We start from the raw sequence: 25,724 nt of genomic DNA on the forward strand, positions 1-25,724 counted from the left end.
CGAAGTATTTGTTTGGTGCGATGTCAATCGGTCCAGGTCGGCCGAGCTGCTTGCACTCCGAGTGGAACGTTTCGAGAGCCGTCGGGTCAGAAACCCCGAGCCCGGTCCAGTACCGAACCTGCGTTCGGGGTGGTGTCGCCTCGCCACGCGATATGAAGATCGGGGCGAACCAGAACGAATCGAGCACCGAAGTAGCCGTGCAGGTCAGGTCGGTGTAGCCGATATCGGGTGAACGGGAGTCGCCGCTGTTGCGCGGCGGCGTCCCATTCCGGTACGGCAGGCGCGGCGATCTCGAGCAGGGTGTAACCCGGTCCGAGGACGTCGTATAGCGACCGACTGCGATCCAGCCACAGATGCGGCAGCCGGGATCCTGGTGTTCCGGATGGTCGATAGTTGGACGTCGGGCCCTGGTCCACGATCGTGTTCGGTGAGTCGATCATCGGCGAGTCCCGGTAGGTCGCTCCGAGTACGAAACCGAGGGTGTACATTTCGGCAGTTTTGGTTTGCCGGATCAACTCCGCAGTCTTCAGCCGGGCTTGTATGCCATCGTCGCTGTCACCGTCGAGCCCGGGCTGGACCAGCTCGCCGGTGAGTACCTGCATGTTGCGCTCGGCCTCGGCGATCGCACGCAGTGCCATAGGTCGGCGTTCGAACTCGTAGGAATCGAGCAGATGTGGACCTGCCCAACCCTCGATGGCAGCGGCCAACTTCCAACCGAGATCGACAGCATCGCCGATGCCGGTGTTCGCGCCGAATCCACCCCAGGGCGGGTTCTGGTGTGCGGCATCACCGGCCAAGAAGCAGCGACTGCTTCGATACGTATCGGCAACGAGCATTCGAGCTTGCCAGGGGTCCAGGCTGCGGATGCTGATCGGGAATTCTTCGCCGATCATCGCGTGAACGGCGCGGCGGGCAGATTCCTCGGTGAGATCGGGTGGCGCATCGACGATGATGGCCCACCAGGTGTCGTCAGTGTCCAACGTCCCCATGAGTCCGTTGGTTTCGGAATTGACCACCCAGTACTGCACGGCGCGGCCTTGCGGGTGCCTTTGCGAGAGTCCGGGGGCGTCGAAGATGACTTGGACGTTTTGCACCTCGTGGCCGCGTCCGGAGAGCTGAGCACCGATCTCGTGGCGCACGCGGCTACGGCTGCCGTCCGCCCCGACGAGGTACTTGGCACGGATCTGCCGACGCTCCCCACCTGGGCCGAGAGTGACGGCGTCGACTCCGGAATCATCCTGACGTAGCTCGTCGAGTGCGTATCCCCACCAGGTCGTCACCGACTGGCGGACGCTCAGGCTGTCTCGGAGTGCTTCTTCGAGCCGGTTCTGTGCACACCATTGAGCAGGTTCGGCAAGATCGTCGCGCTGGATATCCGAGAGCGCGAAGACGCCGTCGAAGCGTTCGATGGTGTGTCCGGTGAGGCTGGTGCAGAAGACTGCGGAATCCGACCAGCCGAAGGGCAGGCGCGCATTGGCGCGAATGGCGTCAGCGACGCCGAGCCGGCGATAGGTAGCCATCGATACGGGATTGATCTGTTTACACCGCGGCGACGCGGCCCCCGCCACGATGCGGGGCTCGATGACAACGCAGGCGATACCACGCTGCCCCAGTTCATGGGCCAATGTCAGGCCGACCGGTCCGGCGCCGGCGATCACGACGTCAGTGGTGTACTTGTTCGGTCTCATCGAATTCATGACGGTCTCCAAACGCATGGTGGTTCAACGATTTTCGGCAAGTTCGCCTGTCGTCCGTTGTGGTTGCTGCTGCGCGCGACGGCGAACGGGTACAAGGCTGATGGCGACGGCGCCGAGGACAGCGGGAATGACGAATCCGTAGAAGCCTGCGCCGGGCGCGACGATGAGGACGGTGACGAGCGTGAGATAGCTCGGCCCGACGATCGAGCCCAGTCGACCGAGGCCCAGGCTCACACCGAGCGCCGTGCCACGCAGCCGGGCTGGGTAATACTGGCTGACATAGGCGTTGATCAAGTTCTGCGTGCCGAGCGCGCCCAGTCCCGCTACCGCCGACATCACGAGCACCAGCCATCTCGATTGGTGTGTGCTCAACGCCAACATGGCGATCGCGGCGCAGAGGAACGATACGACCGTGATGGCCTTGATGCGGCCGCCACGATCCGCCAAGACCGTGGCGGCCAGCGTTCCGACGATCGCACCACCGTTGAAGGCAATGGTGAACTCCAGCGCTGAATGCAGGTCGTACCCCGCGCGGATCATCAGTGTCGGTAGCCACGTGCTGGCGCCGTATACCAGCACCAGTCCGAAGAAACCGGCGGTCGCGAACAGCAAGGTGGCGGCTCGCACTCCGGGCGCGAACACCTCCCGCAATGGTGTCGTCTCGGGCAGCGTAGTTTCCAGCGTGTTCGCCCGGTCGCCGGTCGGCAAACCCGCCGGGATCAGCTTCCAACACAGCGGAACGAGTGCCAACGGCAGTACCCCCACCAGGAACAGCCACTGGAAATGCAGTTCGGGCAGGACCGCCCGGCCAACGGACGCGACCACAATCCCGCCGACAGCGATTCCGGTCAGTGCGGTACCGACATGCAAGCTACGACGTGCCGGTGCTGCCCAATCGGCTACGAAGGCCACCACCAATGGCGTCAGAGCCCCCAGACCGATTCCGGTCAGGAAACGGCCGACGCCGAAGACCGTGAGGTTGGGTGCCAGACCGGTGATGATCATGCAGCCCGAAACCCACGTCAGGAACACCGCGATCGGAATCCTGCGCCCCCAGGTGTCGCTCGCGCGCCCCGCGACAAACGCACCGAGCGGCATGCCGAGCGCGGTCACACTGCCGAGCAGCCCGATCGTGGACGAACTGACGTCCCAGTCGGAGTAGTCGAGCAGCGATGGTCCGACCGCCCCGAGCACGAATAGGTCGTAGCCATCTATGAAAAGGATCAATATGCCGATGGGCAACGCCCAGCGGGGGGTCGCGACCGCCAGGCGGTTGTTGGGCTGCGTCATCGCAGAGGTGTCCTTCCCAGAACTGAGCAGAGGATTCGGGTCCGGACAGCGTCATCGTCTCGACTGAGCAGAGCGCACGCCTTCAGCAGCGCGATGACTTGCGTCGCGGCCGAGCATCACCTTCCGAGGACAGACATGGCGCGCAGTTGCCGCGGTGCGTCCAGGAGATAACCGTTGGTGTGTCCCGAATCACTTTCGAAAGTATCACGAGATATTCGACACATCAATAGGTTTTCGCATGAGAAGCTTCAGATCGAATGTTTGATGTCATGGAGGTGCGTCAACCGACATGGCCAACCCAGGAGGTCGAATGACCACAGTCCGCCAGCAGCTCGTGGGGAGCTGGAAGATGATCGACTGGAGGATCTTTCGTGGAGGCGAAGCACTTGACCCGCCACTGGGTCCAGTCGAAGCCTGCGGAGGCCTGCTGTTCTACACAGACGGCGGGCTGATGAGCACGACCCTGTCCGCCGTGGACCGTGCGCCGTTCATCGACGACTCGCTCGATGGTGGCACAGCGACGGAGAAGCGCAGGGCCTACGAGTCGATCATCAACTACTGCGGGACATTCGACGTCGATGAAACGGCCGGCACCGTCATCCACCACGTACAGTTCTCCACGTTTCCCAACTTCGTCGGCCGGGACCTGCGACGCACGTGCGTGTTCGAAGCAGACACGCTCAAACTCGACACTCCACCGATGAACTTCGGCGGCGAGCCGCTGGCCAGTTACATCCTGTGGCAGCGCACGAAATAGGAGGTAACGACTCATGTCTGACATTCGGCGAATCGTCACTGGTCACGACAAGGACGGCAGAGCAGTCTTCGTTGCCGACGGCAAAGCCCGGCCGCAACTGACCCGCGGCGTCGAGACGACCAACCTGTGGTTGCACCGTGGCGCTCCCGACAACTCCAGCGGGTACGCAGACCCTGTTATTGCAGGTGTCCCGCTCGAGCCACCTCACAGAGGCACCGTCTTGCGAATTGTCGACTTCCCGTCGGCGGAGGCTGAATCCGCGCCAGACATGCACCGCACCGCGTCGCTGGACTACGCCTACATCATCGAGGGCGAGATCTACGCTGTCCTGGACGACGACTCGACATTGATGCATGCCGGCGACGTCCTGATCCAGCGGGGAACCAATCACGGATGGGTGAATCGCTCGGACCGCCCATGCCGAGTGCTGTTCGTGCTCTTGGATGCCGAACCGATCTCGTGTGTCACCTAATAACCTGCTCCATAGGCAGGGACAGCCTCTGGGCCGAGCATCAGTACTCGACTGACGCTCGGCCCAGAGCTCCGTTGGGAGTTCTTATCTCGGCTAGCTGCCGAGGCCGAACAGACGTTTTGCGTTCTCGCTCGCGAACTTTCGGCGGTCCGGAGCTGACAGTGGTGCTGTTTCGAGGAACTGCCGGGCCTCTGGATACGACTCGTAGGGGTAGTCGCTACCGAACAGCACTCGGTCCGCACCCACGGCGTGTATGCATGCGAGCAACGCTGGGGTGAAGAAATTTCCGCTACAGTTGTACCAACAGTTGTCGGTCAGGTACTCACTCGGTTTCCGGTCGAGCTTCGGGTGTTCACCGAGAACATCGATATATGGCTTGATGTACGGAAAGTCGAGCCGGTACATCCAGAACGGCAGTCCCTCGCCGCAATGACCGAGCATGAGCTGCAGGTCAGGGTAGGCATCGAACACTCCCCCGAAGATCATCCTGCTGACCTGGACTGCGACTTCGTGTCCGAACCCGAGGCCCCGCCCGGCCAGTGTCCACCCGTATCCGAGATACGGTCCGAGCATCGAGCCGTGCGGCAAGGTGGGGTGGATGTTGATCGGAACGCCGAGGCGCTGCGCGGCCTCGAAGATCGGCCATAAGCGGCGATCATCCAGATTCATGTCTCCGACATGCGAGTGAATGTTCGCGCCGCGAAAACCGAGTTCGGTGACGCACCGTTCCAGCTCCGCGGCGGACGCCTCGCCGTCGAAGGCCGGTAGCGTGGCGAGCCCGATCAGCCGTTCTGGGTGACGCGAAACTGCAGCGCCGAGCATGTCGTTGCAGTCACGGGCCTGTGTGACACCGAGTTTCGGCTCGAAGAATTCGGTTCCGGGCACCGTCAGCGAGACGACCTGAGCCGAGATCCCTTCCTCATCCAGCGTTTCGATGCGCGCGTCACTGAGATCGAGCAGTCGCTCCTCGAGGACAGCCGGGTAGGAGAAGGCAACTTCTGGAGCACTGGGCTCGGGAAAGCACCGACGGATCCCGTCGTGCACCTCTTGCCGAGGCGGTGTGGTCCGCCCACGCAGGACTTCGAGATACGGTTCGGTGAAGTAATGTGTTTCGCAGTCGATGATTTCGACCATGGGGATACCTTTCGTCACTGAAATGGGAAGACTCGCGTCGGCTGTGATCGCGAAACTTCTGCGACTGCCGGGTCAGTCGTCGATACCCAGGTAGCCACGCTCGACAACGTCGGGAGGCCAGTGGTCGCAGACCGCCCCCTGCAGTTGCGTTCGCAGACAGTGGGAGGGCTGACAAGGGCAGCGTCGAATCTGATCGATTGCCTCGGCTGATACTTTCTCGGGCCAGTCCGGGTCGACGAACAACGCACGTGCGAGGCCGATAGCATCGGCCCGGCGCTCCTCTAGTGCGGTGATCGCGTCCGCGGGATCACCGAGTCCGCCGTTTGCGATCACAGGTACATCGACAACTTGTTTGACCGCCGCCGCGTCAGCCAGACCGTACCCGCGTCGCGAGAACAGCCCTGCGTTCTCGGGGTGCCGCAGTGATTCGAACGTGGCTGACGTCGGAAACAACATGTCAACTCCCGCCGCTACCAGCCTCGGTGCCAGCAGGACAGCATCGTCGATGGTCCACCCTGTCGGCATCAACTCGTCGCTTTGAAGGTGCACCGCAACGATGAATTCAGGCCCGGTACGCCGGCGGACTTCTCGAACGACCTCCAGCGCAAACAGGACACGATTGTCGAAACTGCCTCCCCACGCATCAGAACGCCGGTTCATCCGTGGCGACAGGAACGACGAGATCAGAAACCCCTGTCCCGCATGAATATCCACACCGTCGAACCCGGCACGCCGGCACAACTCCGCCGCATCGCCGAATGCTCTGATGCTCTCCCAGATCTCCGCTTCGGTGATTTCCGCCGGGGTAACCCAACGGCCGGGAGTCAACTCGAACGGGACCGCCGACGGCGCCAGCCGACGCGCATCGTCATAGATTTCCCACGGACCCGCGTAGCGTCCAGCGTGCACGATCTGAGCCATGACCAGCGCTCCGCGTGCCTTTACCTCCATGGCAAGTCTGGTAAGGCCCGGCAGGTACACGTCTTCCGACACCATGGTCTGACGTGGCATCTGTCTACCGGCGGCGTTGATGGCGAAGTTCTCGGTGACGACCAACCCGGCACCGCCCTGCGCCCGTCGCGCGTAATGCTCGATCGCAGCCTCGGTGACATAGCCATGTTCGTCGCCGTAGCACACCGACATCGGTGCATGAACAATGCGGTTGCGGGCCATTCGTGAGCCGATCTTCAGCGGCTCGAAGAGAGCCGCAAAAGGCGTCGGCATCACGCGCCGGTCGACATGAGGTCAGCGCGCGACTCTGTCAGCACCGTGTTCTCCAATGCTTCAAGAGCCCCGATCTCGATCCGGATCCGGTCCCCATCGGCGAGGAAGCTGCCCGACGCCAAACCGACCCCGGCGGGAGTGCCGGTCGCAAGGACGTCGCCCGGCTGCAGTGTCATTTCCTGACTGAGCGACGAAATCAGCTGCGCGACCGTGAAGATCATGTCCGCGGTCGTGCCGTCCTGGCGCAGTTCGTCGTTGAGCCACAGACGAACCGTGAGTTCCTGCGGGTCATCGACGAACCACGATGGCGTGAGTGATGGGCCGAGCGGGGAGAATGTGTCGCGGCCCTTCGATCCGAGCCAGTCATAAGCGAACGGGGGCGCCAGTGGATTGGTTCGCGCGAGTCTGCCTCGCGCCGAAACATCGTTCACGATCGTGTATGCGGCGACGTGTTCCAACGCTCGCTCGACGGGCACGTTGCGGGCCGGCGAACCGATGACGACGGCCAACTCGGCTTCCCAGTCCACCTGCGCATCCGGCTCATCCGGAATGACGATGGGATCACCGGGACCGATGACCGAGGTGGGCGGCAGCAGAAAGAAGTAGGGCTCCCACCCGTCGGGCAGATTCGGGAACCCCAACTCTTGCAGGTGCGAGAGATAGTTGGCCGCGGCGCACACGAGTTTGCCTGGCGAGCGTAACGGTGCCAGCAGCGTGCACAGACCGATCGGCCGGGCATCTGCGGGGTCCCACTCCCGCAATCGTGGTGCTACCGCTGCCCAGTCTGTGACGACCGCCGAAAGATCGCCGTATCCATCGAGAGCAGGCACCGCGAACAATTCATCGTCGACCTTCGCGGCCACCACAGGTATGTGCGTACCCGCGGGCAGCACGCTGACCAAACTCCAAGGCTTCATAGTCAACTCCGTCTCGATGTGTTCAGTGGTCCAGTGATCCCTGGTCGAACGGCCCCCAGTGATTTGCGGTGGCGATGTCGACCTCCCACGTCTTCGGATACATGGGGAAGGATTCATGCCACGGACGCGGCTCCCAATAGCCTTTGGATTCGTCGTGGACCACATCGATCTGGGTGAACAGTTCGATCGTGTTTCCGTCGGGGTCCTTGTGGTAGGTGAACATGTTGTGTCCCGGACCGTGCCGTCCCGGCCCCCAGTGCAAGCGGTAATCATGGGCGGCGAGGTGGTCGAGCATGGAGATCAGATGGTTCGGGTCACGCATTTCATACGCGATATGGTGCATTCCCTCGTTTTTTGTGCTCGACATGAAGTTGGCGGCATGGTGGTCTGAATTGCACCGCAGGAAGACAAAGAAGTCACCGACAGTGTCCGACCATTTGAATCCGAGCAGCTCCTGATAGAACTTCTGCAGTGGGTCGAGTTCAGGCGTGAATGCTGCGACGTGGCCGAGCTTCGTCGGCCGCAACGGCGTGTATTCGGTCGCTCCGACGAGGTCCTGGTCAGCGAAGAGATGCAGGTCGATTCCGGTGGTCGGTTCTGTCAGAACGAGGACATCGGGCGTGCCTGGAGCGATATCGGACCGCCGTTCGACGTCATAGCCAGCGTCTCGAAGTCGTCGCTGGGCGTCTCCGAGTTCTTCCCAAATCTCGTATCCGACGTTCGTGCGCGCTGCGGAGTCACCTTTGGTCAGAACGACGCAGTGATGGTCGGAGCCGGTGGTGATGAAGGCACTTTGGGCTGTTTGCTCGACCAGATTGAAGTCCAGGACTTTCGTGTAGTACTCGACCATTCGGTCAAGGTCGGGTGTCCTGAATTCGACATAGCTCAGTTTCGAAACCCGAACAGCAGGATCGGGGAGATCGTTGTTCTCTTGCATGCCCACTATTTCACGCGAGCTGTTTTGTGACGTCCAACACTTACATCGGGTCGCTTCACAGCCGTCGGCTGTCAGCCGTCAGCTGCCAGGAAGATGGCGGAGCCACCTACTGAGAACAGGCCGCGCCCACTCCCGCCATCGACTACCCGGGGTCGACCTCCGCCGTATTCGGTTCATCCAATGCACAACTGATCAGCAGTTGTGCGGTGTGTGCGATGTGATCGCGCAACAGTTCCTGCGCGAGGTCGGCCTTACGAGCCAAGGCGGCGTCCAGCAAGGCACGGTGCTCTCCCGCCAGGTCACGGTCAGGTTCGTTGCCGAATGACACCGACCATTGCAGGTAGAGCTCGGCCTCTTGACGCAACGCTTGCGCGGTTTCGAGCAACCGGCGGTTGCCACAGCCGGCCAAGAGGGCATTATGGAATGCGACGTGCGCTGTCGACCACTCATCGGTCGGATGATTCGGGTCTGCGGGGTCTCGAAACTGCGCTCGTTCCAGAAGATGGTGCGCCGCAAGGGCATCCGCCTCCCATCGCATGTCGCCATCGAGCACTGACAACTTCAGCACGAGCGATTCGATCTCGACTCGGGCAGCGGTCAGATCGGCCAGATCCTGATGCGACAGCGGCCGGACCAGGTAACCCTGATGCGCCTTCGTCGTCACCAGTCCCTCGGCCGCCAGTTTTGTCAGCGCTTCGCGAGTGGCGCCTACGCTGGCCTTGTACCGTTCCGACAGCTCCGGGAACTTCAGCCTCGCCCCAGGGACCAGCCGCCCGCCGAGAATGTCGGCCCGCAGCGCCTGGTAGACGCCGTCTGTGCGAGTCGTTCCGCTGCTCTTCACCATGCGACCACGGTAGCACCATACGAAACACTCATAAGGTATCGAAACTCGTTCGATAGTTTCGAAAGTGACCTGACCACACCCCCCGCGCCGACCGAACCGGGAGACCCAGAGTCGCCGCAACCCACCGGCAACACGTGTCAGTTTTACGAAAGCCACTTGAACTATCGAAACAAGGTTGCTACTTTCGAAAGTGACTCAAGGCACAACAACGCGCGGGGAGGGCATAGCCCACCCCCTCACTCAGGGAGCACGCATCGTGCGATTCGCCAACATCTCCGACCGACTATCACTGGTCACGGCATCCGACACCGTCGTAGATATCGCGCAGGCGAGCTCGGACCGGTTCGGCTCGACGATGCAGGATGCCTATGGACGCTGGGACGAGCTGATCGCCTTCTGCTCCACAGTCACCCACACCGGTCGACCGCTCGCCGATATCCCCTCGTCAGCGTTCGGCAATCCGGTGCCACAACCGCGTCAGGTCTTCGCGATCGGACTGAACTACGCCGATCACGCGGCCGAGTCATCTTTCGCTGTGCCCGAGGAACCACCGGTCTTCACCAAGTTCGTGACTTCACTCGCCGGCCCGTACGGCACCATCGAGCTCCCCGAGGGGAAGGTCGACTGGGAAGTAGAGCTCGTGGTCGTGATCGGCCGCGAGGCACATCGTGTCCCTGCCGACAACGCCTGGCGTTACGTAGCGGGCGTGTCGGTGGGACAGGATCTTTCCGAGCGTGACCGCCAGCGCGTGGGCCCTGCCCCGCAGTTCAGCATGGGCAAATCGCATCCCGGGTTCGGTCCGATCGGCCCACTGCTGGTCACCCCGGACGAATTCGACAACCCCGACGACCTCGAACTGGGCTGCCTGATCAACGGCGAGCAGATGCAGAAGGGCAAGACCTCCGACATGGTCTTCCCGGTGCCGGAACTGATCGCACGACTGTCGGCGATCACGCCGTTGCTGCCCGGCGATGTCATTTTCACCGGCACTCCCGCCGGCGTCGGTCTCGGGCGCACTCCCGCACGGTTTCTCGCGCCGAACGACGAATTGACCAGCTATGTCCGTGGCGTCGGTGAGATGCGGCACCTCCTGGTCGCCCGTCACTGACCGCACAACGTTTCGAAGGAGCAGGCAATGGCGCTGCATCGACTGTCCTCGGTCACGATCGGGGTTCCGGACCCGACGACCACTCGGGACTATTACACCGAATTCGGCCTCGCCCCCGCCGACGACGGCTGGCTGGCGACCCGAGACGCCGGTGACCAGTTGCGGCTGGTCACCGCTCCCAGCCGCCGCCTGGTCGAGATCGTGATCGGTGCCGACGATTCCGACGATATCGCCGCGGCAGCCATCCGGTTGCGGGGGCTCGGGCTGCCGGTGGACCTGACGAGTGGGTCCGTCACCGCGCGGGAACCAGTCGCCGGCTTCCGGGCGGTTATTCGAGTCGACGACCGGCTGGCGCAGTCGGTGCAACCAGCCACCGCCTACAACGGACCCGGCCGGATCGAACGCAGTAACCTCCGCGCCCCTGGTGTCTTGCGGGAAGATCCGGTACGTCCGCGCAAACTCGGCCATGTCGTGATCGGCACGATCGACTTCGATGCCACGCGCCGATTCTTCACCGACGGACTGGGGTTCAAGCTCTCCGACGAGATCAAGGGCCACGGGGCGTTTCTGCGGTGCTCGACTGATCACCACAACGTGCTCGTATTGAAGGCACCGGTCAACTTCCTCCACCACACCTCCTGGCAAGTCGACGACATCGACGACGTCGGGCGCGGCGCGACCGCGATGTTGGAGGGCAATCCCGAACGTCACGTGTGGGGCCTCGGTCGCCACCACGCGGGGTCGAACTTCTTCTGGTACCTGAAAGATCCAGCGGGCAACTTCTCCGAGTACTACTCCGACATGGACTGCATTGTCGATGACCAGCTCTGGACGCCGCAGGCATTCGAAGGCGCTAAGGGCTTGTTCAACTGGGGACCGCCACCGCCGCCGTCGTTTCTGCACCCCGAGGACCTCGCCGGCCTGATGACCGGCGCCCACCACGCCGACTGACCCCGATTCATCCATCCAGGAGACGATGATGTCCCAGCAAGAAATTCACGACTTCGTACAGGTCGGTTACGGCCCGGTCGGCCAGACCATGGCCGGGTTGCTCGGCAAGGCCGGGTACTCGGTGGCAGTGTTCGAGCGCTGGCCCACGCTGTACGGACGGGCCAGGGCAGGGCACATCGACCACGAAATCATGCGGATCTTCCAGTCGCTCGGCATCGCCGAACGCTTGGAAGAGGACATGTTCCGCGCGACCAAGTACGTATTCCGCAACGCCGCGGGCGAAACACTGATCACCTTCGACTGGGACCGTGACGGCATCTCAGGATGGCCGTCGGACTACATCATGTACCAGCCTCTGATCGAGGACGCTCTCGATGACGCCGTACGAGCACTACCCACGGTCAGCATCCATCAGGGATGGGAAGCCGTCGCGCTGGTACGCCACGCCGACCACATCGAGGTGGAGTTCCGTTCGGTGCGCCTCGGCGCCGAGGGCGAGAAGGTCCTGGGTGACGATGTCCGGACCGTTCGAGGGCGATATCTGATCGGGGCGGACGGCGCCAACAGCTTCGTCCGAGGCCAGATCGGTGCGGGGCAACAAGATTTCGGTTTCCGCGAAACCTGGCTGGTATGCGATCTGGAGCCGCTCGAGCCTCTCGATTTCGGCTTCGACAACGGCCAGATCTGCGATCCCGCACGTCCACATTGTCTGTTCCAGCTGGGCAAGAAGCATCGACGCTTCGAATTCGCCCTGCTGCCGGGAGAAACTGCCGCACAGATGGAAAGCCCCGAAGTGGCATGGGAATTGATGGCGCCCTATGGCGTCACCGAGAAGAACGCGAATCTCGTTCGACAGGCGATCTACACCTTCCAGTCCAAGCTCGCCGATCGCTGGCACGACGGCCGGATCTTCCTCGTCGGCGATGCGGCGCACGTCATGCCCCCGTTCATGGGGCAGGGCATGTGCTCCGGCGTACGCGACGCCAAAGCACTCGCGTGGCGCCTCGATCTCGCCATGCGTGGCATCGGCGGCACCAATGTGCTGGACTCCTACCGCACCGAGCGCGCACCACACGTGGCTACATTGATCGGGATGTCCATCGAGGCAGGGCGAGTCTCCTGCACCTTCGATCCCGACACAGCGGCCGCACGAGATGAAGCCTTCCGTCGGGGCGATGTACCGCCGCCGCCGCCCTTCCCGCATATCGAGGCGGGGCTGCTCGGCACCGACGCCGGTACGGATATCGCGGGAACCCTTGCCCCGCAAGGCCGCATCGCCATCGGGGAAACCATCGGGCGATTCGACGACGTGCTCGGCTCGGGTTGGGTCCTGCTGCTGGCGCCAGACAGTGACGTCGACATCGACGCCCATCGCACCGCGGTGCTGGAGCATCTCGGCGGCAAGGTAGTTACGCTGTCGGCGCCCGGATCCGGTGGCGAGGTCGTCGATATCGACGGCTATTACGCCGACTACTTTGCCCAACACCGAGTTGTCGCCATCCTGTATCGGCCCGACTTCTACATCTTCGCGGCCACCGATGAACTCGCGGCGATCGCCTCGCTCGTCGATCAACTCGAGACGAGACTCGGCGCAGTCGTTCCGGCACAGGTCGCTCGATGACCGAGCCTGCGTGGCGCGCCGAGGCCGAGGCGCACAAACGCGCTATGCCAGTGCAACGACTCACTGGCAACGGCATGGACTACGCAGATGTCGTCGATCTGTACGCCCGTGTCGATGCCGGGCAGTCGTGGGCGGAAGCCGCGGATGAACTCGGCGCGATCAACGGTCAGCGCGCCGCGGTGGCTCTGTCCCGGGGATATACCAAGAGCGCTCGGCAGTGGCACCTGCTTTCCTCGGCCTGCTATCGGGTAGGCCAAGTTCCACTGCCCGACAATGACCCGCGCAAGCTGGCTATGTATCGATTGCTGATCGACCACTTCGGACGCGCCGGTGCGCTCAGCGAGCAGGCGGTCGACCATGTCGAGATTCCGTACCGCGACGGCGCTGTGTGTGGCTGGTTGCTGCGACCGCCGGATGTCCCCGCTCCGCCGGTCGTCATCGTCACAGGTGGATTCGACGGCTGGCGCGAGGAGTACCACGTCGGCGCGCAATACCTGCTCGAACGCAACGTCGCGGTGTTCCTCGTGGACGGCCCGGGCCAGGGCGAGACCCGCCTAGTCCAGGGCTTGTATATGGATTCTGATGTCGCACAGGCATATTCGACGGTGATCGACCATGTACTCGACGACCGGCGCCTCGCCGGGACAGTAGGCATCTGGGGCAACAGCATGGGCGGTTACCTGGCTGCGCTGACAGCAGCCACCGACGACCGCGTCGCGGCGTGCTGTGTCAACGGTGGCACCGTGCGACCTGCCGAAATCCTGGATCGCTACCGCCGCTTCATCACCAAGATCACCGCGGTCACCGGGATCGACGATCCCGTGAAGGCTCGCGAGGCAATGGAGGAGTTCCGGCTGACACCGGCTCTGCTGGAAAACCTCACCTGCCCATTGCTTGTGCTGCACGGCACCCCGGACCAAGTGTTCCTGATCGAGAGCGCACGCGCGCTATACGACGGCGCCGCGAGTGTCGACAAACGGTTCGACGAGTGGGCCGACGGCGATCACTGCCTCTACAACCACTCGCACGAAAAGCATGTCATCGTCGCCGACTGGTTCGCAGATCGACTCTACGACGCTTGAGCCCACCCGCGGGGTCGGCCTCATCGACCCGATGCCCATCCAACGAAACATATCCAACGACGTCGAGCACTGCTGTCCGGGTGCACGACTCGTCTCTAAGGAGACACCATGACCGACAATGACGTCGACGTGATCGTAGTCGGCGGCGGGCCCTCCGGGCTGACCGTCGCCGCGGAGATCGCGGCCACCGGCGCGCAGGTTCTCGTCCTCGAAAAGCGCAGCAGCGACCCGGTGTCGCGGGCGGGCACACTGTTGCCGCGACCACTGGAACTGTTCGACGCCCGCGGCATCGCCGACCGCTTCATTCGCCGGACCTGCGAGATCAATCCGCACCCCTTTCAAAGCTGGCACATCTGGGGTGGCATGCACCCCATCGACTGGACGACTCGCGACTCACGGTTCCAGTTCACGCTGTTCCTCCCGCAACACGAGACCGAACTGATCCTGCGCGACTGGGCGACCGACAAGGGTGTCGACATCCGGTTCCACCAGGAAGTCGTCGACCTGCAGTACGACGCAGACAGGGTGCTGGTCACCTCCCTCGACTCCGACGGGCACCCATGCCAGTCCAGTGCACGGTTTGTCGTCGGCGCAGACGGTGGGCACAGCGCGGTCCGCAAACTGACGAACATCGCCTTCGAGGGCCGCGATGCCACGTTCACCGGCGTCATCGCCGACGCCGAAATGGCTTTCCCCTGGCCGGGCGGACTTCGTGTCGGGCACAACGAATACGGCTGGCTCACCACATTTCCCTTCGGTCCCGGACTCACGCGGTTTGTGATGGTCCACCGTGACGACCGCGCCGAACCCAAGTCTGCCCCCGTCACCCTCGCCGGCCTGACCGAATGCGTAAGCCAAATCCTCGGCGAACCCGTGAGTATCCCTGGGTTGCGGGCGGCCTCCCGCTACACCGACGCGCAGCGGATCGCGTCCCGATTCCGCAGCGACCGAGTGTTCCTGGTCGGTGAATCCGCCCGAATTCACTACCCCGCCAGCGGAATGGGCATGAACTATTGTCTGCAGGACGCGTTCAACCTGGGCTGGAAGCTCGGCGCCGTACTGCAAGGCCATGCCGATGAGGCGCTGCTGGACACCTACGAGACAGAGCGCCGTCCGATTAGCCTCGATCTACTGCGCAGCGTCGATGCGCAGGTAGCGATCCAGTTCGATTTCAGCCCCGAGGGCCTCACACTCTCGGGCGCCCTGCAAAAGAAGTTCCTCCCGATACCGGCAGTCAACTCCCAGCTGCAGCTCGAGCTGAACGGCCTCGAGACCCCCTATCTCTCGGGGCAGCGCAGCCACCCCCTGGTCGGGCACCCCGTGCCCGACTTCGAACTGCTTCGCAGCGATGGATCCACCGTCCGCCTCTACGAACTGCTGCGCGACGGACGATTCGTGTTGCTCGACCTCAGTGCCGCCGGGGTACTGCGCGACCTCGGCTCCCCCGCGGTCAGCCTGGTGCAAGGCCACCCCGCGAGGCTGCCGACCGCGTTGGACCAGGCCACGTGCCTGCTTGTCCGCCCTGACACCTACCTCGCCTGGGCGACCCAACTTCCGCCCGACCCGGCTGATGTGCGGAGCCAGCTCGACCAGTGGCTGAACGTTCGAAACACGCACTCACTCAGCACATCCACACCGAACTCGTGAACGGACAACCCCGATGACTGAACGCAGCTTCACCCGCGCACGCTCTGACGACCGGGCCCTCATCCACGCAGTAGTCCACCGCTACGCGCACACCGCGCGCGACAAGATGGACTTCGCCGACATGCTCGCACTGTTCACCGCCGACGCCGTGCTTGTCTTGCCCGACGGAACGCCCATCCCACCGTCCGAACTCGGCAAAGTCGTCCGCGACGGCGAAGCCGCCTACATTCGCCATCACATCACCACTGTCGACATCTGCTTCACCGGCCCCACCGAAGCGCAGGTGAACACCTTCTTCTTCGCCATCACCGATGAAGCAGCCCCCGACCACTGGGGCGTGTGGCGTGACACCTTCCGCAAGCAGGCCGACACCAGCTGGCTCATTCGGGAACGCACCATTGTCGTCGAGGGATCGGCACCCAGTGGTTGGTTCCATCGCACCTACGTTGCCCAGGTCTGAGCACGTGGACACCGACGAGCTGAGCCGACAGCAGCGACAGGTGTATGACGCGATCGTGAACGGACCGAGAGGATCTGGGCCGCAACATTTTCCACTCGTCGATGCGGCAGGTCATCTCCAAGGCCCTTTCGGCCTCATGGTCGAGTTCCCTGAGATCGGCGGGCCGCTGCAGGCGCTCGGCGCCGCCCTGCGCTACCGAACCACACTCACCGGTCGAGAGCGTGAAATTGCAATCCTCACCGTCGCACGCTGTACCGCAAGTTCATTCGAACGGTACGCGCACGAAGCTGCTGGGCGCGCGGCCGGATTGACCGAGACCGAACTCGCCCGACTACACGCCGGAACATTCGTCACGACCGACGCCCGCGAGGCCGCCGTCGCGATGCTCACCGCATGGGCAGTGGATCAGCCGACACTCACTGGGATCGACCTCATCACGGCGCAACCGCTCGACCGGACATCGATCGCCGAGGTGACGGCACTGGTCGGCTACTACCGCATCCTGGCTCAGCTCATGGGGTTGTTCGATATCGGAGCGCCCGCCGACCACAGATGAGCCGATCCCGTCAATCACCAATCTAAGGAAGAACCATGAACGTGGACGTAGTGGTCGTCGGTGGCGGCCCATCTGGACTGATGACGGCTGCCGAACTGGCCGCGGCCGGTGTTGATGTCGTTGTCCTGGAACGCCGGACCGACCCTGTGGGATCGCGGGCAGGCACCATCTTGCCCCGCGTGCTCGAACTGTTCGACACCAGAGATCTGGCACAGACCTTCATCGACCGCGCACGGGCGATCCGTGACAACCCGCTGGTCCCGTTCCATATCTGGGCCGGGCTCCAGCCGCTGGACTGGGGTCATCTCGAATCACGGTTCGGCTACCGGCTCATCCTGCCGCAGAACATCACCGAGGAACTGCTCGCCGAACACGCATCCGCACAGGGAGCGCGCATCGTACGCGGGGCGGCCGTCGAAACCCTCGAGCAGTTCGACGCGGGCGTCGCTGTTCGAGCTCGGCTGACCGATGGCACCGAACAGACCTACTCCGCTCGATACGTCGTCGGTGCCGACGGTGCCCGCAGCATCGTCCGACGGGCGGCGGGTATCGAATTCGACGGTCACGACGCCACATTCACCGGCATGGTGGCCGACGTCGTGCTCGACTTCCCGTGGGACGCGCCTCGCGCGAACGGGCACAATGAGCACGGCTGGGCCGCGGCTTTCCCCTTCGACGAGACCGGTCACATCACCCGGTTCAATATCGTGCACGAGCAACGTCGGCACGCCGACAAATCCGAGCCGGTCACCGTCTCCGAGGTTCACCAGTGTGTGCGCGAGATCTTCGGAGAATCCTTGGACTTCACCGAACTGCGTTGGGGTTCGCGCTATACCGACGAAACCCGTACCGCCTCGAGCTTCCGGGACCGCAGAATCGTGCTGGTCGGTGAGAGCACCCGGGTGCACTACCCCGCCAGTGGTGTGGGGATGAACTTCTGCCTGCAGGATGCGTTCAATCTGGGCTGGAAGCTGGCTGCGGTGGTCAACGGCGTCGCCGACGAATCGATGCTCGACACCTACGAGGCCGAGCGACGACCGGTGACCGAAGCGCTGTTGGAAAGCGTTGCCGCACAGTGCGCTATGCAGTTCGACTTCACTCCCGAGGGGCTGGCCTACCGGCGCTTCTTCCAACAGCGGCTCTTTCCGCTGCCCGAGGTGGGTCGCACGCTGGTTCGCGATCTGAACGGCCTGAGCTTTCCCTATCCACGCGAGGCGACCGATCATCCGTTCGTCGGCGAGCGCGCGCCCGACCTCGCAGTGCAAACCCGCGACGGCCTCGTCCGGACCGGTGAGCTGCTCCGAGGTCACGAATTCGTGCTCATCGATTGCACGGGTGAAAACCACTACGATGAACTGAAGTTCGGCCGAACACCCGTCCGGGTCGTATCCGGAGTTCTAGCCCCCGCACCAGCGGGACTGCACGATGTGCGGAGTCTGTTGTTGCGCCCCGACAGCTATGTCGCGTGGGCGGATACCGCGACGCCGACCCCCGAACGCGCCGTGGCGCAGATCGAGCGATGGCTGAAGGTCGAGCGATGACCGCGCGGCTGCTCCTGCGCGGAGTACAGATCGTCAGCATGGACGACGACATCGGTGACCTGGTCGGCGACATCCTCATCGAAGGCACCCAGATCTCGGCCATCGCCGAGCGCCTGGACGTCACAGACGCCGAGGTGATCGACGGCACCGACATGATCGCCATCCCCGGGATGATCGACACCCATCGCCACACCTGGCAGAGCGCGGTGCGCCACAGCTACGCCGATATGGATCCGGCACGGTATTTCGCCGAGATGCTGGTCGGCATCGGTGCCTCTTACCAGCCCGATGACGTCCATATCGGCAACAAGCTTGGTGCCGCGGCCGCATTGAGCGCCGGAACAACCACCCTGGTGGACTGGTCCCACATCCAGAACACCCCGGCTCACTCAGATGCCGCCATCACAGGTCTGAAAGAAGCCGGTATCCGCGCGGTGTTCGCCCATGGCTGGCCACTGCTGACCGATGACCGTTGGACCAATCGCAGCGAACTCGGCCACCCTGACGATATTCGCCGCTTGCGCACCGAATACTTCGCCAATGACGACCAACTGTTGACGCTGGCAATGGCGGCTCGCGGCCCCGAGATGGCAGCCGAGGACACCTGGGTCGCGGATCTGCGGCTCGCACGGGAACTCGGCATCCGGACAACAGTGCACGCCGGCGCCTACCCCCACAACGCCCCCCACCGCGCCGTCGCCCAGTACGCCGAGCTCGGCCTGCTCGGCGATGACATGACCTTCGTGCACTGCAGCCGCAGCCACGACGACGAGTTCGCCATGATCGCCGGCGCCGGGGCCACCGTATCGCTGGGCGTGCACTGCGAACTCAATTCCCAAGGCATGGGCGATATCCCACTCGACAAGCTCCTCGCCCGCGACATCCGTCCGAGCCTCAGCGGCGACACCGAAACCAAATGCAGCGGTGACATGTTCACTCAGATGCGCATGCTCTACGCCTACCACCGCTCCTGGATGGGTGGCGGGCACTCCTCGGTGGACGGTGTGCCCGAGTTGCGGGTGCGTGATCTCCTCGAATTCGCCACCGTCCAAGGGGCTCGGGCGGTCGGGATGAGCAACAAGATCGGTTCCCTCACGCCGGGTAAGCAAGCCGACATCGTCCTACTCCGTGCCGGCGACCTGAATCTCGGACCGGTGACCAACCCGGTCTACTCGGTCGTGCTCGCCGCACACGAAGGCAATGTCGACACGGTGCTCGTGGCAGGCCGTGTCGTCAAACGCAACGGCCGCCTCACGGATATCGACCCCGCGACCTTGATGGATTCGGCTCGGCAATCCCAGCAGCAGATCCTCGCCCGCAACCGGCCGCCAGCTCGGCAACGCGCGTAGCGCCACGAGTCCAGCCACACGCACGCCCTCTGGAGGACCACCATGCTCGACCCGAAACTTTCCCCAACAGATACCGTCACTATCACCCCGCCATCGAGTCCCTCATTGATCGCTGCACGGATCGACCGAATTCCGTTCGGCCGCTTCCATACTCGGCTGATGAGTCAACTGGGCGCCGGCACCTTCTTCGACGGTTTCGACGCGATGACCATCGCCGTCGTTCTGCCGCTGATCGTGAAGTCCTTCGGCATCAGCCTCGCCGAAGCAGGCCTGATCATCAGCGCCGGCTACGTCGGGCAGTGGATCGGAATGCTGTTGGCCGGGGCACTCGCCGACCGAGTCGGCAGGCGTCGACCATTCATCATTTCCCTCGTACTCTTCGGCGGCATGTCACTCGCATGTGCCCTCGCATGGAACGAAACAAGCCTGCTGGTCTTTCGTTTGGTGCAGGGACTCGGCCTCGGCGCGGAGATCCCGATCGCTGCGATCCTGCTGAGCGAGTATCTCGGACGACATGGTCGCGGTCGCTCTTTCGGGATCTACCAATCGCTGTTTGCCTGGGGAATCTTCTTCGCACCGTTGACCGCGCTCGCTGCGACCAGTGCGTTCGGACCGGAAACCGGTTGGCGGGTGCTACTCGCGATCGGCGCGCTCCCCCTGGTCATCGCGGCATGGGCCTACTTCGCACTGCCCGAGTCCGCGCGCTGGCTGGCAGTCAAAGGTCGTGCCGCCGAGGCCGACAGCTACGTGCGGGCGATGGAAGTCGACGCTGCCGGGCACGGCACCGAACTCCTGAAGCCGGAGGAATCGTCGACGCAGACCGAGGACACATTCAGATTCATTGAACTGCTCTCCCCTGCGTACCGCGCTCGCACGCTGATGCTGGCCGTAGTCTGGTTCGCCACCTTCTTCGTGAATTATGGGTGTCTCAGCTGGTTGCCGACCATGTACGTCCAGGTCGGTCGACTGCCTCAATCACAGTCACTCCTGCTTGCCATTGTGACCAGCGGATTGCAACTGGTCGTCATCTACATCGTGGTACTCCTGATCGACCGCGTCGGCCGAAGGCCACTACTCATCGCGGGTCTCGCCGTGGCCGCGATCGGCGCACTTTACGGCTTCATCGCGATCGGACTCCTCGGCCACACGTCCTGGCAGGTCATGTTCGTCAGCGGCTGCACCATGGTCGTCGGCACCACCGTGCCCGCGGTTTTCCTCTACCTCTACACCAGCGAGCTCTATCCGACCCGTATGCGCGGCTGGGCCACCTCGGCCACCGCGAGTCTCAACAAACTCGCATCGATCATCGCCCCGACGATCTTCGGGTTCATGCTCTCCGGGCACGGCGGCACCCCAGCAGTATTCACCGCCCTTGGTGTCGCCGCCGCGATAGCACTTGCCGCTGTCGCTTTCGGCGCGATCGAAACCCGCAACCGCTCGCTCGAGGAAACCTCCGCGTGAGACATCTGGGCACAGACGAACCAGGCAGGACAACCATGCGCCCCAGCACCACCGAATACGACATTCCCTACGCCGTCGTCGACGAGACGACGCTGACATTGGATCTGTATCGACTGCAGTCGGATGCCGATGTTCCAGTCGTTGTCTACCTCCACGGCGGTGGCTGGAAAGCTGGCGACAAGCGCGACAATTCCGAGGACCGATTGGCGGCGGTGGCTCGGACAGGAATCGCCGTCGCCTCAGTGAACTATCGCCTCGCACCCGAAGCGACCTACCCGGCGCCGGTTCACGATGTGAAAGCCGCGGTGCGCTGGCTGCGCGCACACGGATCCCACTACGGACTCGCCGTGCAAAACATCGGACTGTGGGGAGCTTCGGCGGGTGGCTGCCTGGCAGCGATGGTCGCACTCAGTGCAAGCGACCCAGATCTCGACGGTCATGTCGGTGACCACCCACGGGAGCGAAGTTCGGTACAGGCGGTAGCCACGTGGTTCGCACCGACGGACCTGATAGCCAACAGCCGCCGCTCATGGCTCGAACAGCTCATCCTCGAACCGCCCGTTGAGGACTCACTCTTCGGGCACGGGCCGATCGCCGCCGATGACGAGCGGGTCAGAGCAGCGAGCCCGGTGCACCGAGTACATCCTCACGCGCCGCCGTTTCTCATCGCACACGGCGACCATGACAGAGTTGTCCCCGAGTCGCAAGGGCGATACCTACACGACGCATTGACTCGGGTAGGTGTTTCGTCGACGTTCTGTGTACTCGGAAACGCAGGGCACGAAGGCCACGAGTTCGACACCAGGGCCAACATCGAGCTCACTGCGGCGTGGTTGAAGGCGCATTTGTCGTGACATCTCCACATCCCGAGCATCCCGCCGAATAGTTTCCAGGGTGAAGTGTCGCTACCATGCCGCGCGTAACTGACGCGTATCAGGAGCGCCGTCGTCAACAAATCCTTGACGCCGCGCAGCTTTGTTTTGCGCGCAAGGGTTTTCACGATTCGTCAATGCTGGACATCCTTGCCGAATCGAAGATGTCAGCAGGGGCGGTATATCGATATTTCAAGAGCAAGGACGATCTGATCGTCACAGTCACGGCACAGACATCAATCGAGCTACGCGCATTGATGTACGATGCCATTCGCTAACATCCTGTTCCTTTCCCTGCTGATTTGATGGAGATTCTCGCCGAGCACATCGTTTCGCACACTTCCCCCGGAGATGACCCCCGACGAGCCGAACTCGCAGTCGGCTGACGGTCAAGCACGTGGCAGGTCCTCCTCGCGCAAGACCTTCGCCAACGTCAAAAGGTCGCCGTCGGGCAGCCACCACGATTGTTCCGGTGTCCTGCGCCAGTTCTGGCTCTCGGCGAATTCGTCCAGTGCCCGCAGCAGTATCTCCGTGTTGCCGGCGAGCTCACCGGTCCGGGTCTTGCGCTCGTCTGCCCACACCACTGATACCGGGCACAGTGGCACCGGTTCGTTGAGCGGACGCACGACGAGCCCGGGAGGAGGCACAGCCGTCAAGGGGCCCAAAGCAGGCATCCCGTAAGTGAGGACGGCTGCGTTCACCGCCCCGCGGCCCTGTCCACGCAGCCGACGGCCGACGACGAGTCCGAATCGAGCGATGAACTGATCGATCCAGTCCGCCCAATCCTCGGCCTGGACAGCGGTATGCACGAGCAGTGGGGTGGAGGCCAGGTCGAGGACCGCGACCTGATCCAAACGTGCGAGCTCGTGATCAGCAGGCAGGACGATGCCGATCGGATCGAGCCGAACGAGGAAGTGTGACAAATCGCGAAATATTGCCGAAGCCCCTTGCACCCGACCGAATGTCACGTCCAGGGCGCCGTCTCGCAGCTGCCGCAAACCCTCGGTCAGGCCCTGGCTCTGAACGATTTCGATCGCCATCTCGGGCAGACGGGCCCGTAGCTTGTGCGCGACAAGGGCCGAGGTGAGCCCCTCGGTGATCACGTCGAGACGGACCGGCCGCGTGGTACCGCGGGTCTGCCGCACGAGATCCGCGGCATCGGCGAGCAGTCGTCTCCCACCCGCGACGAAAACAGTTCCGGCAGCGGTCAGAGCCACCGAGCGGCGGTCACGGACGAAAAGGGTCACGCCGAGTCTGTGCTCGAGTTCACCGATCTGGGCGGACAAAGTCTGTTGCGCGATGACCAGTCTCGCGGCGGCATGACCGAAATGCAGTTCTTCCGCAAGTGTGACGGCGTATCGAACCAGGCGAAGGTCCAGCTGGTTCTGACGCTCATCAGTGGCATTCATTGTCATCAACCATTCTTCACTACGAGAGTATATCGCGACCCCATTCGATCAAACGACCCTGATGGAGACCGGTGCAGCCTTGAATACAATCGAACTCGCCTGACAATCCTGGGGTGTAGGGCGACAGACAGACCGAGTCAGACGGTATCCCTTCCACCATGATGATATTGGTGCGGATGCCGATGCGGTCCGATATAGGCGAAACGGAAAATGTCGTCTCCGCCAGCGCCGTGGCGTCCCCATCACCCGTTCTCGTGATGCGGCCGTCATCGCCGACGGCTGCGGTTCCAGGACTGGACAAACAGGACCGCGCGTGATGTAGGACCTACCGCAAATACCAAGGAGGCCAATTGTTCTCGATCACTTCTGAAGCGGCAGTAAACGACGATCCACAAGAACTGGAACTCAGCACCGATCGGGTCTATCACGCTCTGGTCTGGCGGGCCCGCGCCAACATTTCGGTCGACCCCGATCTCGTCCCCCGGGCCACCGCTTCCAGATCCTCGAGGATCACGCCGAACCGCCTACTGGGCCGCGCGACACCGGACGACGACCGAGAATCCGTCGCCCGACTCCCCGAGCCGCACTGCACGGCTGGCTCTCACGCCACCAACGACGAACGAACACACCACGTCCACCACCACTCTGGGGCCTTGCTTGGGGACTTCACCAATCAGACCTGGAAGTGACCAGCAGCGTCCGGTCGCAATCGACGGCGACGCTAACAACCGGTAACGCAGGTTATGGAGTCGCGGCACTTCTCGAGCTCCGTGCCGACGGGAAATGCCGCCCGAGCCCTTGACGGACCGCGTCAGCGATCTCTCGACTTCGCTCCCCACTGCTGCCAGTGCGCTGATCATCGAAATCCTCAGTGGATTCATCCGGACACAAGCCGCGGCCAACGCGCCGGACTGCACCCTGCCGGACCTGGTTCGTGACGACAGCATGCCGAGAGGTTGGAAGTACGCAGGTCCGCTTCCGAAGACGACAATCGATGTTCAAGCAGCACTCACAGTCCTCGGCCGACGGAACGTCGATCACGATGCGGATGCATTGCCCAACCTCAATGGAACGTGTCTGGCCGATGCGCGCCTGACGGGCTACTTCGCCGGCGCTGCCTTCGACGGAGCAAAGATGCCAGGCGCACACTTCGATGGGACCGACCTGAAGTGCGCAACTTTCGGGCATACCGAACTCGCGACAGCGACTTTCTGGGCTCGCGATCTTCGTTGGGCCGACTTTTCCTCCGCCGATGCGACGGGCGTGGAATTCAACAGTAGCGACCACCGGGGCGCAATCATGCGAGGCGCAAACCTCACATCCGCTGTCCTCGACAAAGCCATACTCTTACTCGCAGATTTGACCGGAGCGGACCTCTACGGCGCAGACCTGACCGATGCGCTGCTCCACTTGCAGACGACCGAGGGCGAACTCGGTCGCGCCAATCTGACAGGAATCTTCTACACCCCACAAACGCGGTGGCCGACGAATTTCGATCCGCCGACCAGCGCCGATGGGGTCCCTAGTCACTTCTTGAACGCTGCACAGTGCCTTCGGGAGCGACCGCGCTAGAGCCAGCTGCCCAGGTTCTCCTCCGTCGGGCTGGAGATGAAACGTATCGGGTGGCATCCCGATCAGCTGGTGAGATGCGCCGCGTTGATCAAGCGATCTGTCACCAGATTTCCATCACTGTGGTCACCTCCCGCCGTTGTCACCGCGGTTGACAGCTGCATGGCGCGTTGCCCGTCATAGAACGTCCGCTCATGCCGATTGCACGGCGCGGAAGTAGCGTGGTCGGTCCGCGGCATCAGCGGTGAAATCAGACAATGCGACGATCTCTTCATGGACGTCTTCGCGAGCACACGTACCTTCGAGGTCCGGCGCTGGGGGGTAGGACATTCCGGACTGCTGCTGCGTAGTTGGAAAGGCTCCGCAGGCGACCCACGTATCGAAATCCTGTTCAAGCCGGCCGACTTCGTATGCCTGCCGAGCTTGTTGAGAGGCATCACCATTGCCGTGGTGACCGATGGTGAGGTGTACGCGACCGCCCTCGAGGTTCTCGGTCGAGATCTGGGGCAGGACGAGAACTTGTTCGTTGTGACGTCGGACAACGTGTCGGGGTGGGTGGTCGGTGGTTCGGCGAACGGACGCAGCGGTCCGGAATCGACATCTCGTAAGCCGATGTTCGATGGGTGGGCGGCTACGGAGCCGATCACGGATCTATTCACCTTTGGCGCCGCGCCGCGCTGACGACCCGCAGATCTGCCGAGAACGTACTCTTCTGCCGCATATCGCGCGGTCGCGCACGTCCGCATCTGCCGGTGGTCGTGCCTGCCTTACTCGGCCGAAACGGTGTTCTGAATTCGACGCACCCGGAGGCTAAGGGGATCCAGGC

Annotated in this window: 25 protein-coding genes; 17 read left to right on the forward strand and 8 right to left on the reverse strand. The window is 63.1% G+C overall.

Features of this window, described 5'->3' with window-relative positions:
• Positions 1–86: 86 nt before the first annotated feature.
• Positions 87–1,697, reverse strand: a complete 1,611-nt coding sequence (locus tag ACFULV_RS23975; protein ID WP_378660303.1) for an FAD-dependent monooxygenase — start codon at positions 1,695–1,697, stop codon at positions 87–89.
• A gap of 24 nt (positions 1,698–1,721) precedes the next feature.
• Complete coding sequence (locus ACFULV_RS23980) at positions 1,722–2,987, reverse strand: MFS transporter (protein WP_378660306.1); 1,266 nt, start codon at positions 2,985–2,987, stop codon at positions 1,722–1,724.
• 310 nt (positions 2,988–3,297) lie between these two features.
• On the opposite strand from ACFULV_RS23980, the gene ACFULV_RS23985 reads away from it, so the two are divergent.
• Together ACFULV_RS23985 and ACFULV_RS23990 are read left to right on the forward strand one after the other, a co-directional pair.
• The gene (locus ACFULV_RS23985) at positions 3,298–3,744 is read left to right on the forward strand and encodes a lipocalin-like domain-containing protein (RefSeq protein ID WP_378660308.1); all 447 of its coding nucleotides are present in this window, start codon (positions 3,298–3,300) and stop codon (positions 3,742–3,744) included.
• Between the two features lie 13 nt (positions 3,745–3,757).
• Entirely contained in the window at positions 3,758–4,216 is a 459-nt protein-coding gene (locus ACFULV_RS23990) for a cupin domain-containing protein (protein WP_378660310.1), read from the forward strand.
• 93 nt (positions 4,217–4,309) lie between these two features.
• On the opposite strand, the gene ACFULV_RS23995 is transcribed toward ACFULV_RS23990, so the two are convergent.
• The 5 genes from ACFULV_RS23995 to ACFULV_RS24015 form a co-directional block, all read right to left on the reverse strand.
• Positions 4,310–5,350 (reverse strand): amidohydrolase family protein, encoded by a 1,041-nt coding sequence (locus tag ACFULV_RS23995; RefSeq protein WP_378660313.1) that lies wholly within the window; start codon positions 5,348–5,350, stop codon positions 4,310–4,312.
• Between the two features lie 72 nt (positions 5,351–5,422).
• Positions 5,423–6,574 (reverse strand): tRNA-dihydrouridine synthase, encoded by a 1,152-nt coding sequence (locus ACFULV_RS24000; RefSeq protein WP_378660316.1) that lies wholly within the window; start codon positions 6,572–6,574, stop codon positions 5,423–5,425.
• Positions 6,574–7,440, reverse strand: a complete 867-nt coding sequence (locus ACFULV_RS24005; RefSeq protein WP_378660319.1) for a fumarylacetoacetate hydrolase family protein — start codon at positions 7,438–7,440, stop codon at positions 6,574–6,576. Before ACFULV_RS24005 ends, ACFULV_RS24000 begins: the two co-directional genes overlap by 1 nt.
• 73 nt (positions 7,441–7,513) lie before the next feature.
• Entirely contained in the window at positions 7,514–8,428 is a 915-nt protein-coding gene (locus ACFULV_RS24010) for a VOC family protein (RefSeq protein WP_378660322.1), read from the reverse strand.
• A gap of 142 nt (positions 8,429–8,570) precedes the next feature.
• Positions 8,571–9,272, reverse strand: a complete 702-nt coding sequence (locus tag ACFULV_RS24015; protein ID WP_378660325.1) for a GntR family transcriptional regulator — start codon at positions 9,270–9,272, stop codon at positions 8,571–8,573.
• Positions 9,273–9,528: 256 nt separating this feature from the next.
• Here ACFULV_RS24015 and ACFULV_RS24020 point away from each other — a divergent pair, with 256 nt between their 5' ends.
• The 12 genes from ACFULV_RS24020 to ACFULV_RS24075 all read left to right on the forward strand — a co-directional run bounded on the left by ACFULV_RS24020 (position 9,529) and on the right by ACFULV_RS24075 (position 22,198).
• Positions 9,529–10,380, forward strand: a complete 852-nt coding sequence (locus ACFULV_RS24020; protein ID WP_378660327.1) for a fumarylacetoacetate hydrolase family protein — start codon at positions 9,529–9,531, stop codon at positions 10,378–10,380.
• A gap of 27 nt (positions 10,381–10,407) precedes the next feature.
• Positions 10,408–11,331, forward strand: coding sequence for a VOC family protein (locus ACFULV_RS24025; protein WP_378660330.1), 924 nt, complete (start codon positions 10,408–10,410; stop codon positions 11,329–11,331).
• A gap of 28 nt (positions 11,332–11,359) precedes the next feature.
• On the forward strand, positions 11,360–12,952 hold the full coding sequence (locus ACFULV_RS24030) for a bifunctional 3-(3-hydroxy-phenyl)propionate/3-hydroxycinnamic acid hydroxylase (RefSeq protein ID WP_378660333.1): 1,593 nt from the start codon (positions 11,360–11,362) through the stop codon (positions 12,950–12,952).
• A complete protein-coding gene (locus ACFULV_RS24035) occupies positions 12,949–14,034 on the forward strand; it encodes an alpha/beta hydrolase family protein (protein WP_378660336.1) in 1,086 nt (361 codons plus the stop codon). The genes ACFULV_RS24030 and ACFULV_RS24035 overlap by 4 nt, the downstream gene beginning before the upstream one ends.
• 108 nt (positions 14,035–14,142) lie before the next feature.
• Positions 14,143–15,681, forward strand: a complete 1,539-nt coding sequence (locus ACFULV_RS24040; RefSeq protein WP_378660337.1) for an FAD-dependent monooxygenase — start codon at positions 14,143–14,145, stop codon at positions 15,679–15,681.
• A gap of 13 nt (positions 15,682–15,694) precedes the next feature.
• Positions 15,695–16,141 carry a nuclear transport factor 2 family protein gene (locus ACFULV_RS24045; protein WP_378660340.1) on the forward strand — a complete coding sequence of 149 codons (447 nt, stop codon included), beginning with the start codon at positions 15,695–15,697 and terminating at the stop codon, positions 16,139–16,141.
• A gap of 136 nt (positions 16,142–16,277) precedes the next feature.
• Positions 16,278–16,697: a carboxymuconolactone decarboxylase family protein gene (locus ACFULV_RS24050; protein WP_378660343.1), complete on the forward strand. Its 420-nt coding sequence runs from the start codon at positions 16,278–16,280 to the stop codon at positions 16,695–16,697.
• Between the two features lie 35 nt (positions 16,698–16,732).
• Complete coding sequence (locus ACFULV_RS24055) at positions 16,733–18,238, forward strand: FAD-dependent oxidoreductase (protein WP_378660345.1); 1,506 nt, start codon at positions 16,733–16,735, stop codon at positions 18,236–18,238.
• The gene (locus ACFULV_RS24060) at positions 18,235–19,587 is read left to right on the forward strand and encodes an amidohydrolase family protein (RefSeq protein ID WP_378660348.1); all 1,353 of its coding nucleotides are present in this window, start codon (positions 18,235–18,237) and stop codon (positions 19,585–19,587) included. The genes ACFULV_RS24055 and ACFULV_RS24060 overlap by 4 nt, the downstream gene beginning before the upstream one ends.
• Before the next feature lie 159 nt (positions 19,588–19,746).
• Complete coding sequence (locus ACFULV_RS24065) at positions 19,747–21,048, forward strand: MFS transporter (protein ID WP_378660351.1); 1,302 nt, start codon at positions 19,747–19,749, stop codon at positions 21,046–21,048.
• 35 nt (positions 21,049–21,083) lie between these two features.
• Positions 21,084–21,902: an alpha/beta hydrolase fold domain-containing protein gene (locus tag ACFULV_RS24070; protein WP_378660354.1), complete on the forward strand. Its 819-nt coding sequence runs from the start codon at positions 21,084–21,086 to the stop codon at positions 21,900–21,902.
• A gap of 56 nt (positions 21,903–21,958) precedes the next feature.
• The gene (locus ACFULV_RS24075) at positions 21,959–22,198 is read left to right on the forward strand and encodes a TetR/AcrR family transcriptional regulator (protein WP_378660357.1); all 240 of its coding nucleotides are present in this window, start codon (positions 21,959–21,961) and stop codon (positions 22,196–22,198) included.
• 111 nt (positions 22,199–22,309) lie between these two features.
• On the opposite strand, the gene ACFULV_RS24080 is transcribed toward ACFULV_RS24075, so the two are convergent.
• Positions 22,310–23,329 (reverse strand): LysR family transcriptional regulator, encoded by a 1,020-nt coding sequence (locus ACFULV_RS24080; RefSeq protein WP_378660360.1) that lies wholly within the window; start codon positions 23,327–23,329, stop codon positions 22,310–22,312.
• Positions 23,330–23,679: 350 nt separating this feature from the next.
• Between ACFULV_RS24080 and ACFULV_RS24085 the strand changes: the two genes are divergently transcribed.
• The 3 genes from ACFULV_RS24085 (at position 23,680) to ACFULV_RS24095 (ending at position 25,579) form a co-directional block, all read left to right on the forward strand.
• On the forward strand, positions 23,680–24,018 hold the full coding sequence (locus ACFULV_RS24085) for a hypothetical protein (protein ID WP_378660363.1): 339 nt from the start codon (positions 23,680–23,682) through the stop codon (positions 24,016–24,018).
• A gap of 109 nt (positions 24,019–24,127) precedes the next feature.
• On the forward strand, positions 24,128–24,901 hold the full coding sequence (locus ACFULV_RS24090) for a pentapeptide repeat-containing protein (RefSeq protein ID WP_378660366.1): 774 nt from the start codon (positions 24,128–24,130) through the stop codon (positions 24,899–24,901).
• A 270-nt stretch (positions 24,902–25,171) separates the two neighbouring features.
• Complete coding sequence (locus ACFULV_RS24095) at positions 25,172–25,579, forward strand: hypothetical protein (protein ID WP_378660369.1); 408 nt, start codon at positions 25,172–25,174, stop codon at positions 25,577–25,579.
• The last annotated feature ends 145 nt before the right edge of the window (positions 25,580–25,724 follow it).

Source organism: Nocardia sp. NPDC057272 (assembly GCF_042668615.1).
Taxonomy (GTDB): Bacteria; Actinomycetota; Actinomycetes; order Mycobacteriales; family Mycobacteriaceae; genus Nocardia.

Bases quoted from the DNA above. Each gene is read 5' to 3' on its own strand.
- ACFULV_RS23975 (WP_378660303.1), bottom strand. From the start codon at position 1,697: ATGAATTCGATGAGACCGAACAAGTACACCACTGACGTCGTGATCGCC.
- ACFULV_RS23980 (WP_378660306.1), bottom strand. From the start codon at position 2,987: ATGACGCAGCCCAACAACCGCCTGGCGGTCGCGACCCCCCGCTGGGCG.
- ACFULV_RS23985 (WP_378660308.1), top strand. From the start codon at position 3,298: ATGACCACAGTCCGCCAGCAGCTCGTGGGGAGCTGGAAGATGATCGAC.
- ACFULV_RS23990 (WP_378660310.1), top strand. From the start codon at position 3,758: ATGTCTGACATTCGGCGAATCGTCACTGGTCACGACAAGGACGGCAGA.
- ACFULV_RS23995 (WP_378660313.1), bottom strand. From the start codon at position 5,350: ATGGTCGAAATCATCGACTGCGAAACACATTACTTCACCGAACCGTAT.
- ACFULV_RS24000 (WP_378660316.1), bottom strand. From the start codon at position 6,574: ATGCCGACGCCTTTTGCGGCTCTCTTCGAGCCGCTGAAGATCGGCTCA.
- ACFULV_RS24010 (WP_378660322.1), bottom strand. From the start codon at position 8,428: ATGCAAGAGAACAACGATCTCCCCGATCCTGCTGTTCGGGTTTCGAAA.
- ACFULV_RS24015 (WP_378660325.1), bottom strand. From the start codon at position 9,272: ATGGTGAAGAGCAGCGGAACGACTCGCACAGACGGCGTCTACCAGGCG.
- ACFULV_RS24025 (WP_378660330.1), top strand. From the start codon at position 10,408: ATGGCGCTGCATCGACTGTCCTCGGTCACGATCGGGGTTCCGGACCCG.
- ACFULV_RS24030 (WP_378660333.1), top strand. From the start codon at position 11,360: ATGTCCCAGCAAGAAATTCACGACTTCGTACAGGTCGGTTACGGCCCG.
- ACFULV_RS24035 (WP_378660336.1), top strand. From the start codon at position 12,949: ATGACCGAGCCTGCGTGGCGCGCCGAGGCCGAGGCGCACAAACGCGCT.
- ACFULV_RS24040 (WP_378660337.1), top strand. From the start codon at position 14,143: ATGACCGACAATGACGTCGACGTGATCGTAGTCGGCGGCGGGCCCTCC.
- ACFULV_RS24045 (WP_378660340.1), top strand. From the start codon at position 15,695: ATGACTGAACGCAGCTTCACCCGCGCACGCTCTGACGACCGGGCCCTC.
- ACFULV_RS24050 (WP_378660343.1), top strand. From the start codon at position 16,278: ATGGTCGAGTTCCCTGAGATCGGCGGGCCGCTGCAGGCGCTCGGCGCC.
- ACFULV_RS24055 (WP_378660345.1), top strand. From the start codon at position 16,733: ATGAACGTGGACGTAGTGGTCGTCGGTGGCGGCCCATCTGGACTGATG.
- ACFULV_RS24060 (WP_378660348.1), top strand. From the start codon at position 18,235: ATGACCGCGCGGCTGCTCCTGCGCGGAGTACAGATCGTCAGCATGGAC.
- ACFULV_RS24065 (WP_378660351.1), top strand. From the start codon at position 19,747: ATGAGTCAACTGGGCGCCGGCACCTTCTTCGACGGTTTCGACGCGATG.
- ACFULV_RS24070 (WP_378660354.1), top strand. From the start codon at position 21,084: ATGCGCCCCAGCACCACCGAATACGACATTCCCTACGCCGTCGTCGAC.
- ACFULV_RS24075 (WP_378660357.1), top strand. From the start codon at position 21,959: ATGCCGCGCGTAACTGACGCGTATCAGGAGCGCCGTCGTCAACAAATC.
- ACFULV_RS24080 (WP_378660360.1), bottom strand. From the start codon at position 23,329: ATGAATGCCACTGATGAGCGTCAGAACCAGCTGGACCTTCGCCTGGTT.
- ACFULV_RS24095 (WP_378660369.1), top strand. From the start codon at position 25,172: ATGGACGTCTTCGCGAGCACACGTACCTTCGAGGTCCGGCGCTGGGGG.